The 15,375-nt window shown below is 65.3% G+C and carries 15 protein-coding genes; 3 read left to right on the plus strand and 12 right to left on the minus strand.

The annotated features are described in order from the left end of the window. Nucleotides 1–29: 29 nt before the first annotated feature. The 3 genes from BCCGELA001_RS13710 to BCCGELA001_RS13720 form a co-directional block, all read right to left on the minus strand. On the minus strand, nucleotides 30–1,541 hold the full coding sequence (locus tag BCCGELA001_RS13710; RefSeq protein WP_060735546.1) for a tripartite tricarboxylate transporter permease: 1,512 nt from the start codon (nucleotides 1,539–1,541) through the stop codon (nucleotides 30–32). A 3-nt stretch (nucleotides 1,542–1,544) separates the two neighbouring features. Beyond that, on the minus strand, nucleotides 1,545–2,036 hold the full coding sequence (locus tag BCCGELA001_RS13715; RefSeq protein WP_060735547.1) for a tripartite tricarboxylate transporter TctB family protein: 492 nt from the start codon (nucleotides 2,034–2,036) through the stop codon (nucleotides 1,545–1,547). 75 nt (nucleotides 2,037–2,111) lie between these two features. Further along, nucleotides 2,112–3,104: a tripartite tricarboxylate transporter substrate binding protein gene (locus BCCGELA001_RS13720; RefSeq protein ID WP_060735548.1), complete on the minus strand. Its 993-nt coding sequence runs from the start codon at nucleotides 3,102–3,104 to the stop codon at nucleotides 2,112–2,114. Nucleotides 3,105–3,322: 218 nt separating this feature from the next. Here BCCGELA001_RS13720 and BCCGELA001_RS13725 point away from each other — a divergent pair, with 218 nt between their 5' ends. Continuing rightward, a complete protein-coding gene (locus BCCGELA001_RS13725) occupies nucleotides 3,323–3,802 on the plus strand; it encodes an SRPBCC family protein (protein WP_008553451.1) in 480 nt (159 codons plus the stop codon). A gap of 7 nt (nucleotides 3,803–3,809) precedes the next feature. On the opposite strand, the gene BCCGELA001_RS13730 is transcribed toward BCCGELA001_RS13725, so the two are convergent. The 9 genes from BCCGELA001_RS13730 to BCCGELA001_RS13770 form a co-directional block, all read right to left on the minus strand. Continuing rightward, nucleotides 3,810–4,598, minus strand: coding sequence for a DUF3298 and DUF4163 domain-containing protein (locus tag BCCGELA001_RS13730; RefSeq protein WP_060735549.1), 789 nt, complete (start codon nucleotides 4,596–4,598; stop codon nucleotides 3,810–3,812). A 39-nt stretch (nucleotides 4,599–4,637) separates the two neighbouring features. Next, nucleotides 4,638–6,794, minus strand: a complete 2,157-nt coding sequence (gene scpA / locus BCCGELA001_RS13735) for a methylmalonyl-CoA mutase (RefSeq protein ID WP_060737642.1) — start codon at nucleotides 6,792–6,794, stop codon at nucleotides 4,638–4,640. 23 nt (nucleotides 6,795–6,817) lie between these two features. Then, nucleotides 6,818–7,282 (minus strand): GFA family protein, encoded by a 465-nt coding sequence (locus BCCGELA001_RS13740; RefSeq protein ID WP_008553479.1) that lies wholly within the window; start codon nucleotides 7,280–7,282, stop codon nucleotides 6,818–6,820. Beyond that, the gene (locus BCCGELA001_RS13745; RefSeq protein WP_008553481.1) at nucleotides 7,279–9,150 is read right to left on the minus strand and encodes a methylmalonyl-CoA mutase family protein; all 1,872 of its coding nucleotides are present in this window, start codon (nucleotides 9,148–9,150) and stop codon (nucleotides 7,279–7,281) included. Before BCCGELA001_RS13745 ends, BCCGELA001_RS13740 begins: the two co-directional genes overlap by 4 nt. Before the next feature lie 82 nt (nucleotides 9,151–9,232). Further along, nucleotides 9,233–9,724, minus strand: coding sequence for a 2-amino-4-hydroxy-6-hydroxymethyldihydropteridine diphosphokinase (folK, locus tag BCCGELA001_RS13750; RefSeq protein WP_008553483.1), 492 nt, complete (start codon nucleotides 9,722–9,724; stop codon nucleotides 9,233–9,235). After that, entirely contained in the window at nucleotides 9,724–10,092 is a 369-nt protein-coding gene (gene folB / locus BCCGELA001_RS13755) for a dihydroneopterin aldolase (protein ID WP_008553485.1), read from the minus strand. Before folB ends, folK begins: the two co-directional genes overlap by 1 nt. Beyond that, nucleotides 10,089–10,949 (minus strand): dihydropteroate synthase, encoded by an 861-nt coding sequence (gene folP / locus BCCGELA001_RS13760; protein WP_060735550.1) that lies wholly within the window; start codon nucleotides 10,947–10,949, stop codon nucleotides 10,089–10,091. Before folP ends, folB begins: the two co-directional genes overlap by 4 nt. Before the next feature lie 223 nt (nucleotides 10,950–11,172). Then, nucleotides 11,173–11,580: a DUF4332 domain-containing protein gene (locus tag BCCGELA001_RS13765; RefSeq protein WP_008553500.1), complete on the minus strand. Its 408-nt coding sequence runs from the start codon at nucleotides 11,578–11,580 to the stop codon at nucleotides 11,173–11,175. Between the two features lie 25 nt (nucleotides 11,581–11,605). Further along, complete coding sequence (locus tag BCCGELA001_RS13770) at nucleotides 11,606–11,971, minus strand: hypothetical protein (protein WP_008553501.1); 366 nt, start codon at nucleotides 11,969–11,971, stop codon at nucleotides 11,606–11,608. Nucleotides 11,972–12,309: 338 nt separating this feature from the next. Here BCCGELA001_RS13770 and BCCGELA001_RS13775 point away from each other — a divergent pair, with 338 nt between their 5' ends. After that, on the plus strand, nucleotides 12,310–13,932 hold the full coding sequence (locus BCCGELA001_RS13775) for a helicase HerA-like domain-containing protein (protein WP_060735551.1): 1,623 nt from the start codon (nucleotides 12,310–12,312) through the stop codon (nucleotides 13,930–13,932). Between the two features lie 114 nt (nucleotides 13,933–14,046). Then, nucleotides 14,047–15,375: a glycosyltransferase family 87 protein gene (locus tag BCCGELA001_RS13780; RefSeq protein WP_060735552.1), complete on the plus strand. Its 1,329-nt coding sequence runs from the start codon at nucleotides 14,047–14,049 to the stop codon at nucleotides 15,373–15,375.

A 15,375-nucleotide genomic window follows, 5' to 3' on the forward strand; every position in this document is an offset into this window, starting at 1 on the left:
CCGGGCAGGCGAGGCCGGCCCGCCCGATGTCACCGGCTCGTGGCCCCCGCTGTCTGGGGCGGCTTCAGCTTGCGCCAGGCCCATACCATCACCGGCCACAGCAGGGCGCCGATCGCCATCGCGGCGAGGATCGCCGCAACCGGGCGCTCGAAGAATGGCAGGATGCTGCCGTCCGACTTGATCAGCGAGGTGACGAAAGCCTGCTCGACCATGGTGCCCATGACGATGCCGAGCACCATGGCGGCGACGGGATAGCCGTTGGCTTCCATGACATAGCCGATCACGCCGAAGGCGGCGACGGTGACGACGCCGAACATGTTGTTGCCGATCGCGAACGAGCCGACCGCGCAGCACAGCATGATGATCGGCATGATGGCCGAGCGCGGTGCCAGCAGGATGTAGGCCGCGATGCGGATCATGGCGATGCCGAGCGGGATCATCATGATGTTCGCGATGATGAACATCAGATAGATCGCGTACATGCTCGACGCCTTCTCGGTGAACAGCGTCGGGCCGGGATTGAGGCCCTTCATGTAGAGCACGCCGATCGCGATCGCGGCGATGGTGTCGCCGGGGATGCCGAACAGCAGCGACGGCACCCAGCCGGAGGCGATGCTGGCATTGTTGCTGGCGCCGGCTTCCACCAGGCCCTCGACGTGACCCGTGCCGAACTTCTCCGGCTCCTTGGAGAAGCGCTTGGACATCGCATAGGAAACCCAGGCGGCCATGTCGGCGCCGGCGCCGGGCAGCACGCCGATGATGATGCCGACGATGTTCCCGCGCGTCATCTGCCAATGATAGAGCTTGGTCAGCCTCCACTGGCCGGCCATGATGCTTCCGAATTTTCGGCGCGGCAGCGGCGGCGGCTCGGGCGTCAGCATCGCGCGCATCACTTGCGCCACCGCGAACACGCCGACCAGCGCCGGGATCGGCTCGATGCCGCCGAACAGATCGGTGATCCCGAAGGTGAAGCGCGGGACGCCGCCGGGATTCTCGATGCCGATGCAGGCGACCAGCAGGCCGATGAACATGCCCGCGATCGCCTTCACCGGCGAGGAGCGCGCCACCAGCGTGGCGCACATCAGGCCGAGCAGCGCCAGCCAGAAATATTCGAAGGTCGAAAACGACAGCGCGATCTCGGCGAGCGGGGGCGCCAGGATCATCAGCGACAATACGCCGGCGATGCCGCCGACCGCCGAGAACCACACGCCGGCGCCGAGCGCCAGCTCGGCCTGGCCCTTACGCGTCATGGCATAGGCTTCGTCGGCATAGGCGGCGGACGCGGGCGTGCCGGGAATGCGCAGCAGCGCGCCGGGAATGTCGCCGGAAAAGATCGCCATCGACGACGCCGCGACGATGGTCGCGATCGCCGCGATCGGGGACAGGTAGAAGGTGACAGGGACGAGCAGGGCGGTTGCCATCGTCGCCGACAGGCCCGGCAGCGAGCCGATCACCAGCCCGTACACGGAAGCCGCGAACATCGAGATGATGACTTCCCAGGTGGAGATCAGCGCGAACGCATCAATCAGGGTTTTGAGCATGAATCACCAGGGCGTCGGCAGCAGGCCGACCGGCAGCGGCACGCGCAGCAGCTTGCCGAAGATGAGGTGGATGGCGAAGGGCGAGAGCGCCGCGAGCGGCAGCGCCAGCTTCCACTTCGCCCCCAGCGCGGTGGAAGTGACGTAGACCATGATCGCCGCGGTGATGATGAAGCCGAGCCGGTCCGCCGCAAAAACGTAGAACAGCAGCAGTGCCGGCGGCAGCAGCGCGCGTAGGCCGTAGAGCTTGCTCTGCGGGGGCGGCGCGGCGGCCTGGCCGTTCTCGAACGGGACGAGTTCCTCCTCCTCCTCGAACGAACGCCCGACGCCGAACACGATCGCGAGGCCGCATAGCGCAAGGCCGCAGCCGATCACCAGCGGAAACACGTTGGGACCGACCGGCTGCCCCGGCACCGGCGGCAAGATCCAGCCGCCATAGGCGGCGGCCGCGCCGAGCACAACGAGAAACGATCCCGTGACGGAGTCGGGAAGACGCATCGGGGAAGTCCTGTCAGAAGTGCACTCCCTCTCCCCGCAGGCGGGGAGAGGCAATCAGAGCATCGCAGGCGCAGATCACGCCTTGCTCAGGCCCGCCGCCTTCATCGCCTCGCCCATCTGGGCGTCGCCCTTGTCCATGAAGCCGGCGAAATTGGCGGCATCGCCCCAGACGGTGCCGAAGCCGCGATTGCTCATGAAGTCCTTGAACTCGGCGGAATCGTAGACCTTCTTCAGAGCCGCGGTGAGTTTCGTGGCGATCTCCGGCGGCAGGTTCTTCGGTCCGGCAATGCCGCGCCAGGCGCCCGTCGCGTAGTCGATGCCCATGGCCTCCTTCAGCGTCGGAACGTCCTTGAAGATCGGGTTGCGCGCAGGCGCCATGATGGCGAGGCTCCTGGCCTTGCCCGCCTCGATGATAGCGCGCGCCTCCGGCACCGAGCAGGTGGTGAGGTCGAGGCCGCCCGCGGCGAGATCCTGCATCGCCGGTGCTGCGCCGTTCGAGGGCACCCAGGCGACCTGGTTGGCGGGCAGGCCCATCGCCTGCATCCAGCCGACCAGCGCCAGATGCCAGATGCCGCCCTGGCCTGTGCCGGAGGCCTTGAACTTGCCGGGAGGCGCGGCCTTGATCGCCTCGGCGAGCTCCTTGACCGTCTTGTAGGGCGATGAGGAGGAGACCTGGATGCCGGGCGGATCCTCGTTCATCAGCGCCAGCGGCGTGTAGCTCTTCGGCGTCAGATCGGTCAGACCCTGCCAATGCATCATCGAGATTTCGACCGTGAGCATGCCGATGGTGTAGCCGTCGGGCTGCGCGGTCGCGATCGCGCTGTGGCCGACGACGCCGGAGCCGCCGGTGCGGTTAACCACGTTGAAGGGCTGGCCGAGATCCTTCTCCAGCAGTGCCGCAACGATGCGCGCCGTCGCGTCGGTACCGCCGCCCGCGCCCCAGGGCACGATCACGGTGACCGGCCGCGCCGGATAGGCTTGTGCGCGTGCGGGCTTGAGGCCGAATGCGGCGGATGCCGCGACGGCGGCGGATGAGGCCGCAAAGGTGCGGCGCGAAATCTTGGACATCGAATGGCCTCCCAGCGGCGCCCGTGACGTCGGGCGCTCTTGTCAATGGCGGCATTGTAGTCGGCTTTGCGGTGCCGCTGCAAGGTAGCGCTACCAACCAGTGCGCCAACTTGTGCGAAAGCTGGAAGCCCATCGAAGAGGCAGTCGGAAATCGGGTGGGTTTTGCCCGCGCCAATCGCCAACCTTAGCGCGCAAAGAAAGCCAAAGGCACACCTCCGATGACCCAAGCCTACTACAGCGCCGTGCTGAACCACCCGCTGGACGACGTCTGGTCGCTGATCCGCGATTTCAACAACTACCCCGCCTATATCGATGGGGTGAGTGAGAGCCTGATCGAAGACGACAAGCGCGGCGACGAAGTCGGCGCCACCAGGCGCTTCTGCTATCTGGGAAACTGGATCCGCCAGCGCCTGGTCGATCACTCCGACCGGCAGCACATCTTGACCTATGCCGGTCTCGAACCGCTGCCATATCCGCAAGCAGATGGGAGCCCAGGCGAAAGCCAGGCGCCGGCGCCGACGCGCTACCAAGGCACCATGCACCTGCGGCCGATCACGGAAGGAGACCGCACCCTCATCGAATGGTCCGTCGACCTCGAGACCGAACCCGCGGATGCCGATCGCTGGCGAGCGCTGTTTGACTCATGGATTCCCGATTGGGCGGATTCACTTGCGCGGACGCTGGATCGGACCCGGTAGCGATCGTTCACGGCTTCTCGGCGTCACCCTTCGGCCGCGCGCCACCGAAGATGCGCGTGCCCTCCGCAGTCAGGTAGGGCTTCAGCGTCTCCCACGGCACGAAGGCGACATATTCGCCCTCTGCGTAGGGGCCGACCGCATAGGGCGGATAGTGGAAGGTGAGGCCGGAGCTCTTGCCGGCTTCGGTCGAGGGCGCGAGCGTCACTGCGCCGATCTTGAGCAGGCTCGGCCTCAGCTCCTTGAACCATTCGTCGGTCGCAGTCTCGCCGGCGCCGCGCTTCGTCTTTTCGATCCTGAGCGAGGCAATCACGGCCCTCAGCATCGCATTCATGGTCGGGGCGTTGTCGGCCGTCTCAGTGAAGAACGGGCGGATCGAGATGCGCTTATTGTTAGCCTTGTCCCACAGGATCGTGTTCACGTCCGAATTGGGGTGGGCGCCACGGGTGTTCATGTAATCGTTGCGGAGAATGCTGACGTAGCGGTCGGCAACAATGGAGCGGATCTCGTATTTGCGCTCGAAATCCCAACCGCCGTCCCTGAAGAATTGCGGGTCGGCTTTGCGCGACGCGGCAGCTTCCGTCGCATTCTTGTCGAGCCACTTTTTGCCTTCGGCGAGGCAATCCGCTGCGAGGCGCGTGTCGGCTTTGATCTTGTCGTCGAGAAAGACGCGCGCCTCGATGCTCTTCGACTTGACGATAGCGTCGGGCTTGGGGTCGGCGCCGAGTACGGGGGCGGACAGCGTGCAGAAAATTGCGGCCGCAGCCAGGGCGCGGATGAACGTTGGCGCGAACAACATCACGCAATAATCCTTCTGGTCGGGATGCCGACGGCGAAGCTACTCCGCCGCCTCGCTATGCCCGAGCCGCGCATTCAGCTTGCGGATCAGCTCCTCAGCGGCGTCCGCGATCACCGTGCCCGGCGGGAAGATAGCCTCCGCGCCGGCGGCATAGAGCGCGTCGTAATCCTGCGGCGGCACCACGCCGCCGACGATGATCATGATGTCGTCGCGGCCCTGCTTCTTCAGCGCGGCCTTGAGCTCCGGCACGGCGGTGAGATGGGCGGCCGCGAGCGAGGAGACGCCAAGGATGTGGACGTCGTTCTCGACAGCCTGCCGCGCCGCCTCGTCGGCGGTCGCGAACAGCGGCCCGATGTCGACGTCGAAGCCGATATCGGCAAACGCCGAGGCAATCACCTTCTGGCCGCGGTCGTGGCCGTCCTGGCCGATCTTGGCGACCAGAATGCGGGGGCGGCGGCCCTCGGCTTCTTCGAAGGCGTCGATCAGCGCCTGAACCTTCTCGACCTGGTTGCCCATGCTGGACGCCTCCCGCTTGTAGACGCCGGTGATGGATTTGATCTCGGCGCGGTGCCGGCCGAACACCTTCTCCATCGCCTCCGAAATCTCGCCGACGGTCGCCTTGGCACGCGCCGCGTCGATGGCGAGCGCGAGCAGATTGCCGTTGCCTTCGCCGGCCGAGCGCGTGATCGCGGCGAGCGCGGCCTCGACGTCCTTCTGGTTGCGCTCGGATTTCAGCCGCGTCAGCTTGTCGATCTGCAGGCGCCGGACATTGCTGTTGTCGACCTTCAGGATATCGATCCTGTCCTCGTCGGTCGGCTTGTACTTGTTGACGCCGATCACTGCCTGCTTGCCGGCATCGATGCGCGCTTGGGTCTTGGCCGAGGCTTCCTCGATGCGCAGCTTCGGCACGCCGGCCTCGATGGCTTTGGCCATGCCGCCGAGCTCCTCGACCTCCTGGATGTGGCCCCATGCCTTTGCGGCGAGATCACGGGTGAGACGCTCGACGTAATAGGAGCCGCCCCAGGGATCGATGATGCGGGTGGTGCCGCTCTCCTGCTGCAGGAACAGCTGGGTATTGCGGGCGATGCGCGCCGAAAAGTCCGTCGGCAGTGCCAAGGCCTCGTCCAGCGCGTTGGTATGCAGCGACTGGGTGTGGCCTTGCGTCGCCGCCATCGCTTCCACGGTGGTGCGCATCACGTTGTTGAAGACGTCCTGCGCGGTCAGCGACCAGCCCGAAGTCTGGCTGTGCGTGCGCAGCGACAGCGAGCGCGGGTCTTTGGGATTGAACGGCTTGAGCAGCTTGGCCCAGAGCAGGCGCGCGGCGCGCAGCTTGGCGACTTCCATGAAGAAGTTCATGCCGATCGCCCAGAAGAACGACAGGCGAGGTGCGAAGCGGTCGACGTCGAGGCCGGCGGCCAGGCCGGCCCGCAGATATTCGACGCCGTCGGCGAGCGTATAGGCGAGTTCGAGATCCTGCGTCGCGCCTGCCTCCTGCATGTGATAGCCGGAGATCGAGATCGAATTGTATTTCGGCATCTTTTGCGAGGTGTAGGCGAAGATGTCCGAGATGATCCGCATCGAGGGCGCAGGCGGATAAATATAGGTGTTGCGCACCATGAACTCTTTCAGAATGTCGTTCTGAATGGTGCCCGACAGCTTCTCCGGCGGCACACCCTGTTCCTCGGCGGCGGCGACGTAGAGCGCGAGGATCGGCAGCACCGCGCCGTTCATGGTCATGGAGACGCTCATCTGGTCGAGCGGAATCCCTGCGAACAGCGTGCGCATGTCGTAGATGGAATCGATGGCAACACCGGCCATGCCGACGTCGCCGCCGACGCGCGGATGATCTGAGTCATAGCCGCGGTGGGTGGCAAGATCGAAGGCGACCGACAGGCCCTTTTGTCCCGCCGCGAGATTGCGGCGGTAGAACGCGTTGGAATCTTCCGCCGTGGAGAAGCCGGCATATTGCCTGACGGTCCAGGGCTGGTTGACATACATGGTCGGATAGGGGCCGCGCAGGTAAGGCGCGATGCCCGGATAGGTCTCGAGGAAATCGAGCCCGGCCAGATCCGCCTCGCCATAAGCGGGCTTCACCAGAATACCCTCGGGCGTCAGCCACGGCTCGGCGCTGCCGGTTGGAGCGGCGGTGGTCGTCCTCTCGAAGGCGACATCGGCAAAATTGGGAATGCGGCTCATGGCTTCAACCATATCATAGGCGCTCAATCATGATCCGGATGCTGATGGCTGACGATGGTCGCCATCTTCTCCGGTCCGTAGTTCTGCTGCGTGGTCTGGCTCGGCAGATTGGAAATGCCGACCACCCAGCCGAGGCGAGACTCCGTGCCGAACTGCCGCGTCGGCACGATGTGGTCGGGCCGGTCGAAGGTGCCGGTCATGATCTCGATCCGGTCGCCGTCGATGCGGCCGAAGCTCAGCGGCGTGCCGCAGGCGGCGCAAAAGCCGCGCTCGGCGATCGAGGAGGAGCGGAAGAACGACGGTCGTCCCTTGGTCCAGGTGAGGTCCGTCTTGGTGATATCGGCAAAAGAGGCGAACGGTGCGCCGGACGCCTTCTGGCACATCCGGCAATGGCAGATCGAGACCCTGGTCGGTGCCGTCTTGACGCCAAAGCGCACGGCGCCGCATTGGCAGCCGCCGGTGAGGACGGGTTTGTTGGTGTCGGTCATGGCTGCTCCATCCGATGGTAGGCGTCCTGCAATGTTGCAAGAGCATCGCCTCCGGCGAAGATGAAGCCCGTGACGCCGGCCGCACGGAGTGCCGCCTCAGCCTCGCCCGGGCGGCCTGCCAGATAGATATGCCGGCCGCCGGCCGTTTGCAGGGCCTTGGCCGCGGCTTCAGCGTGTTCCGCATAGACCTTGTCGCTGGAACAAAGGCAGGCGAGCTCAGCGCCGGAGGCCTTGAAGGCCGCGGCGAGCTTGGCCAGATCGGCAAAGCCCTCGCTGTCGACGGCCTCGATACCGCCAGCCTCGAAGAAGCTTTTTGCAAACGTCGCGCGCGCGGTGAAATCGGCAGGCGTGCCGAGATTGGCCAGGAACACCTTCGGCCGCGCGCCGCGTGCCTTCAACGCGGCATCAGACTTGTCGCGTAGCGCCTCGAACGGTTCCGCCAGCCGGATCGGCGGCAGCGGATCGAACTTGTATTTCTGCTCGCCGTAGGGCGGGAGCGCGACCGGCGTTGCCCTCAGCACGGTGGCTTCGTTCTCTTGCAGGTTCGGAAACTCGCTGGCGCCGGTCAGCACGTCGCGGCGTTTGGCGATGTTGGCCTCGCGTGCCTTTCGCGCCGCCGCCACCTTGCTCTGGAACACGCCCCGCTGAAGCGTGGCAAAGGCGCCGCCGGCTTTCTCGCTCTCCTGGAAGAGGGCCCAGGCGGCGTCGCAAAGCTGCGCCGTCAGCGTCTCGATGCCGCCGGCGCCGGCCGCGGGATCGCTGACCTTGGCGAGGTTGCTTTCCTCCAGCAGCAGAAGCTGTGTGTTGCGCGCAACGCGGCGCGCGAAGGGATCAGGCAATCCGAGCGCGAGCGTATGCGGCAGCACCGTGATCGCGTTGGCGCCGGCCAGCCCCGCCGCGAACGTCGCAATCGTCGCGCGCAGCATGTTCACGTAGGGATCGCGCTGCGTCAGCATGCGCCAGGCGGTGTCGGCGGCGATGAACAGCGGTTTCGGCGTCAGGCCGCAGGCCGTCTCGATGCGCGCCCACAACAGCCGCAGCGCGCGGAATTTCGCCATGGTCAGGAATTGGTCGGCATCGGCGGAGAGTCGCGCATAGACCATGCCCTGCGCGGCTTCCAGCGGAATGCCGGCGTCTTCGATCGCGCGCAAGTAAGCGACGCCGCAGGTCAGCACGAACGCGAGCTCCTGCACCTCGGAGCCGCCGGCATCGTGGATCACGCGGCCGTCGGCGGACACGAACGGGCCTTTGAAGCCGAGCCCGGCGAGACCCTTGATGGCGCCGCTCACGGCGGGAACGATTTCCTCCCAGCTGTAGGGGCTGTGACCCCATGCCGCGAGAGCCGCCAACGGATCGAGGCCGAAGCGGATGTCGCAGGCGGCGGGATCAAGGCCCGCGCTCTTCACATATTCCGCGACATGGATCGCGGCCATCCGCGATTGCGGACCGATCTCGAGTTCGAGACCGATGCCAGCATCGAGATAAATGTCCTTCAAGACCTTTGCGACCGCGTCGGCGGAAGGTTCCAGGCCGAAGCCATGCGCGCCGCTGCCGCCGGCGAACACCAGTGCCAGCCCAGTCGCGCCGTTCTCGAGATCGGTCAGCGCCTGCGCATTCGCGGCGGCCGCATCGGGATGGTCGACCCGCTGGATGATCTGCCACGGTGCGGCTTGTGGCCGCCCTACCACCGGCGCAACGCCCTTGGCGCGCGGATAGAGCGGTTCGATCTTCAATCCGTCGTAGGTCTTGCCGACCAGCTTCTCGAACGGCGCGCCCTTCAGCACGCCATCGACCAGCTTGCGCCAGTCCTCGACGGTCGCTTTGGGGAAATCCGCCGCCAGCGGCAGGTCGTCAGTCACGGAGGTCATGCGGCGTGGGTGCTCCCAAACGTATCGTTATTCGCAGGCGAAATTGCCACGGCGCACCGTCCCTGCAAACGGTTGTTTTTGGTTAACCGGTATCCGGAAGCCGCTCAATGCCTTGCGTCGAGACGCTGGCGAGCCCGTCACGCACACGAATGCCTGCTATCACGCGCTCAGCCGCGATTTCGGCCAGCGGTACCAGCACGAAGGCGCGTTCGAACAGGCGCGGATGCGGCAGCGTCAGATCGGGCTTCTGCAAGGACACATCGTCATAGGCGATCATGTCGAGATCGAGCGTGCGCGGACCCCAGCGCCGCGCCTTCTCCCGCGTGCGGCCGAACTTCTGCTCGACCTTCTGAAGCACGAACAGCAGCGCATGCGGATGGAGGTCGGTCTCGATTTCGATGCAGGCATTGATGAAGGCCGCCTGGTCTTCGTCGCCCCAGGGCGGCGTTGTGTAGTCCGACGAGCGCGCGATCAGCGCGGCTTGCGCCATGCCGCAGATATGCGCGATCGCTTTTCTGAATGTCGCGCGGACATCGCCGACATTGCCGCCGAGAGCGATCAGGACGCTCGCCATCAGGGATGCCGCGAGCGTGTCAGCATGATGCCGACATCGTCGAAGATCGCGGCGATCGGCGCATGCGGTTTGTGCACGGTGATCTTCACGGCACGGATGCGCGGGAAGTGCGACAGGATGGCGTCGGCGACCGCGCCGGCGGCGCGCTCCAGCAGCTTGTAATTGGTGTTCTTGAATGCTGCCGTCGTGGTCGCCACCACCTCGGCGTAGGACACAGTGTCGGCGAGCCGGTCGCTGCGCGACGGCTCGGACAGGTCGGTATAGAGTTCGAGGTCGATGACGAAACGCTGGCCGACCTCGGTTTCGTGATCCATCACGCCGTGGCGGGCATGGATCGACAGGCCGGTCACGAAGATCGTATCAGTCATTGCTTGCTCTCGATTGCATGCGCGACCCGCAGGGCCTGCAAGGTCTCGGCGACGTCATGGGTCCGGATGATCCTGGCGCCGCGCTGCGCGGCGATCAGATGCGCCGCGAGCGAGCCGGCGAGCCGCTCTTTCGGCTCCGACGGCGACACCGAGGCGATGAAGCGCTTGCGCGAGGCGCCGACCAGGATCGGCAGGCCGAACATGTCGAGCTCGCGCAGCCGCGCCAGCGCGATCATGCTCTGCTCCGCCGTCTTGCCGAAGCCGATGCCGGGATCGAGCACGATCTTCTCGCGCGCGATGCCGGCCTTGGCGGCGATATCCAGCGAGCGCAGGAAGAAAGTCTTCATGTCAGTGACGATGTCGATGCTGGGATCGGCAGTGTCGCGGTTGTGCATGACGATGACCGGAACACCTCGTGCCGCCACCAGCGGCGCCATGGCGGCGTCGCGTTGCAGGCCCCAGACGTCGTTGACGACAGCCACGCCCTGGTCGAGCGCGAACGCTGCCACTTCCGCCTTCATGCTGTCGATCGAGACGGGCACGCTGAGGGCCACGACGCCTGCCAGCACCGGCTTCAGCCGGGCGAGTTCGTCAGCCGCTGTGACCGGCTGGGCGCCCGTGTAGGGGCGGGTGGACTCGGCGCCGATATCGATGATGTCGACGCCATCAGCGACCATCGCCCGGGCCCGCGCGAGCGCCTGCTCGGGCGCGATGAACCGGCCTCCGTCGGAGAAAGAGTCCGGAGTGACATTGAGGACGCCCATCACCGCCGGAACAGGCCGTTCCAACAGCGTCCGCAGCACGTCAGCCCCGGCCGAGCCGGCCGGTGGGACGGATGGGGAGGGCGAGGCATTCATGCGCGTGGCTTTGCGCGGTCGGGGAGGGGGAGTCAAGGAGGGATTGGCGGCAACACGCGCTGCTCTATCGCCGTCACCCTGAGGCGCTCGCCTCTTCGGCGAGCCTCGAAGGGCGACGGCCCGGCCCTCTCCATGCGGATGCAGCGTGGCCGTGCATCCTTCGAGGCTTCCCATGGGACGCTTTGCGTCCCATGCCTCGCACCTCAGGATGACGGAGCTCGTATCAATACGTGATCTTCGGCTGAAGCTTCTTCGCCTTGGCGATGATGTCGCTGACCGACTTCTCGGAAGGCAGGATGCGGAGGAGCTTCTTCTTCTCGTTGGCGTCCCGCATGCTCTGGGCGAGCCTTGCCGGATTCCGATAGGCGAGCTCGCGCACGGTGGTGACGCCGGCAGCGCGAACGAGGTTGACCTTGGCCCGGCCCATGCCGGGGATGCGCATGTAGTCGGAGACGTTGGCCCATTCCAGGAGCTGCTGCTCGCTGATGCCGGTCTTGGCGGACAGCGCCTTGCGGCCCTTCACGGTCGAAGCCGCCTCGAGCAACGCGTCGGTGGTGCGGATTCCCTGCGCCTTCAATTTGTTGGCGGCAAAGGTCGACAGGCCCTCAATCTCGGAGATCGGATATGTCATGATACTCGATATGAAATGCGTGGCTTCAGGCGAATTGGCTGAGGCCCGGCGTCCCCGCAATGATCTTGCCCATCTGATCCGCTCCGATTTTGTCTCGGCCGAAGCGGAAAAGTTCACGGGCGATGTTTTGAATCTCCGACATGCCGAGCCCAAGGCCCATCAGGCGCGTGCCGACGGCCATCAGGCCGCCGCCCATCAGCCGCGACAGTCCGCCGCCGCTCCTGGACGCCTCGATCGCGGCTTCCGCACCTGGGATATGGTCGATCAGAGCCTGCACGCTGTCGGGAGGACCCTCGCTGCGGAGGAAGCCCAGGATAATGCCGACAGTCTTTTCCGCGACAGCACTATCTATGCTGGCGTTCGCCGCCAGCCTTCCGATCAGCTCGTCCATATGGCCTGCCCCTCAGCCGGTTCACATGCCGGAATATTGTTTTCGAAAATGATCTTGAGCCGGTGCGATGTGAAATACAAGCGATGAACGCATGGGTGGTCGCGATTCATCCTCGAACGCCTAGAAAGTGTTGCAGCGGCGCAAGAGCAGAGATGGAAACGGCGATAAATTGCCGCGTTGCGAGCACGTCGTTCCGACTTTCGGCTGAAGTTTCCGACAATGTCGCACGCGGCAGACACGTTGAATGGTTTTAATCGGCGCGCGACATGCGTTAAACTACGGAACTGGTGCGTTCGAGTCTCGATACGCGAAATACCACAGAGAGATCAGAGAGAACAATGACCGCACAGGACAGCAAGCTCGGTGACACCGACGACAAGATCTTCGTCGGCAAGGGAGACGAGCAGGCCTGGCTGACGCTGGCGCTCGCCAATCGCCATGGCCTCGTCACGGGTGCAACCGGAACCGGCAAGACGGTGACGCTGCAGGTGATGGCGGAAGGATTTGCACGCGCGGGCGTTCCGGTCTTCGCAGCCGACATCAAGGGCGACCTCTCCGGCATCTCCGAGGTCGGCGAGCCCAAGGATTTCATCGTCAAGCGCGCCACCGAGATGGGCCTGAATTTCCAGCCGGACCAGTTCTCGACGGTGTTCTGGGACGTGTTCGGCGAGCAGGGCCACCCGGTGCGGGCGACCGTCACCGAGATGGGGCCGCTTCTGCTCGCGCGCATGCTCGATCTGAACGAGGTGCAGGAAGGCGTGCTCAACGTCGCCTTCCGTGTCGCCGACGACAACGGTCTCACCTTGATCGACATGAAGGACCTGCGCGCGCTGCTCGATGCCATCGTGCCCAACACTGCGAAGAAGGGAGCGGACGCGGAGGAAGATCAGTTCGCCGCCATCCGCAAGGCCGCCCAGGGCTTCGGCAACGTCACCAAGGCGACCGTCGGCACCATCCAGCGCCAGCTTCTGGTGCTGGAAAACCAGGGCGGTACCAGCTTCTTCGGCGAACCGGCGCTGACGTTGCAGGATTTCATGAAGACCGACCGCGACGGCCGCGGCATGGTCAACATCCTCGTCGCCGACAAGCTGCTTCAGAGCCCGCGGCTTTACGCGACATTCCTGTTGTGGATGCTGTCGGAGCTGTTCGAGGAATTACCCGAGGCGGGCGACCTGCCCAAGCCCAAGCTCGTGTTCTTCTTCGACGAGGCGCACCTGTTGTTCAACGACGCGCCCAAGGCGCTGATGGACAAGATCGAGCAAGTGGTCCGCCTGATCCGCTCCAAGGGCGTCGGCGTCTACTTCGTGACGCAGAACCCGATCGACGTGCCCGATCGCGTGCTCGGGCAGTTGGGCAACCGCGTACAGCATGCGCTGCGCGCCTTCACGCCGCGCGACCAGAAGGCCGTGGCTGCCGCGGCCCAGACTTTCCGGCCCAATCCGAAGCTCGACACCACCAAGGTGATCACGGAGCTCGGCAAGGGCGAGGCGCTGGTCTCTTTCCTCGAAGGCAACGGCACGCCGTCGATGGTCGAGCGCGTGATGATCCGGCCGCCATCGGCACGGATCGGATCGATCACGCCGGAGGAGCGCAAGGCGATCATGGCCGCGAGCCCGGTCAAGGGCAAATACGACACCGCCGTCGATTCCGAGTCCGCCTACGAGATGCTTCAGAAGCGCATCGCCGGCACGGCGGTGACGGCCGACGGTCCGGCGGATGGAAACGGTGGCGGCATTCTCGGCCAGATCGGCTCGGTCGTCGGCACGATCTTCGGCACCAATGTCAAGCGGGGACGTCTGTCGACCGGCCAGGTCATTGCGCGCGACGTGACGCGATCGGTGACCAACCAGGTGATCGGGGGGATGGCCGCCAATATCGGCAAGTCGCTCGGCGGCCAGCTCGGCGGCTCGATCGGCCGCACCCTGGTGCGCGGCGCGCTCGGCGGGTTGCTGCGGCGATAGGCAATCCAGCCGGCCATGACGCGGGAGGGGGAGCGCCCACAAATTCCGGTGAGGGGCTCTCCAAGCGCCCCTCCGTCTGCTACGTGCTAGTCCGTCGCCGACTGGACCGCACCCGTGACCTCCACCGCCCCGTTTGCCAAGCCCGATGCGCCGAGACGCCTGTCGCTGCGCGCGCCGCTGGACCTGCTCTTCCTGTTCTGCTGCGTCCTCCTCACCGCCGACGTGCTCGTCCCCGAGATCTTCGGCCACGGCAAGACCAAGGATTACGGGCTGTGGTACTGGGCCGGGCAACAGGTCTTGCAGGGGCAGCCGCTTTATCCGGGCAGCGCCGAGGCGCATTTCGACTTCATCTATCCGCCGCTGTCCGCGATCCTGCTGGCGATCCCGAGCTGGTTCGGCAAGATCCCGCTCTATGTCGTCCTGTCGATCCTGAATGCCGTGGCGTGGTGGTACACCGGGACGTTCTCCCAGGTCCTGGCCGGATCGGACCACAAGCCCGGTCCCTGGCTGGAGGCGCTGCCTGCCTTCGTCACCGTGACCTTCGTGTTCGACATGTTCGACCTCGGCCAGCCGAACCTCGTTCTGCTGGCGATGATGCTCTTCGGCTTCTGGAGCTTGCGGCAGCAGCGGCCGTGGCTCGCTGGCTTCATGTTCGCGCTCGCCACGGCCATCAAGGTGTTTCCGATCGCGGTGCTGCCTTATCTGGTCTGGCGGCGGAAATGGGCGGCCGCCCTCGCGACGGTCGCCTTCACCGGCATCCTGCTCTACGTCGTGCCGGCGCCGATCCGCGGCTTCGAGCGCAACGCGGCCGAGCTTGCGACCTGGTACCAGGCCATGGTCGGCTCGAGCTCGGAAAAAGGCTTCGGCCAGCGTGACGAGCAGAATTGGTCGTGGGTCAACCAGTCTCTCATTGCCGTCACGCATCGCCTGGTCCGGCCGATCAATTACAATCAGGAAGATCCCAACAAGCCGCCGCGTACGATGAACGTCATCGATGTCGACTACAGGACGGCGAACTGGATCGTGCTGGCTCTGTCGGCGATGATCGGGCTCGGCTTCGTCGCGATTATGCCGCGGCAATCGCGACGAACGGCGCGTTCCGATGCCGAGGAACTCGGCATCCTGTTCTGCCTGATGACGATCGCCTCGCCTCTGGCGCGGCAATACTATTTCATTTGGCTGTTCTTTCCGATCGCGGTGCTGACGCACCGGGCAGCCTTCGACGCGCGGGCGCATGTGCGGCTGGGAACCTGGCTCGCTTTGGCCGCGGCCGGCATCCTCATGCTGTTGTCGCTGCCGTGGTTTCCCAATGTCATCCAGGCCTGGGGCAATAACCTCATGGCCACTGCCATCCTCGCAGCCAGCCTCGCATGGCACATCCGGCATCCGCCGGTTGCGGCTAGCTCCGAGCCGGCGGCGGCGCTAAAAGCGCAGACGTCTTGA

The organism is Bradyrhizobium sp. CCGE-LA001, from assembly GCF_000296215.2.
In the GTDB taxonomy this organism is placed as follows: domain Bacteria; phylum Pseudomonadota; class Alphaproteobacteria; order Rhizobiales; family Xanthobacteraceae; genus Bradyrhizobium.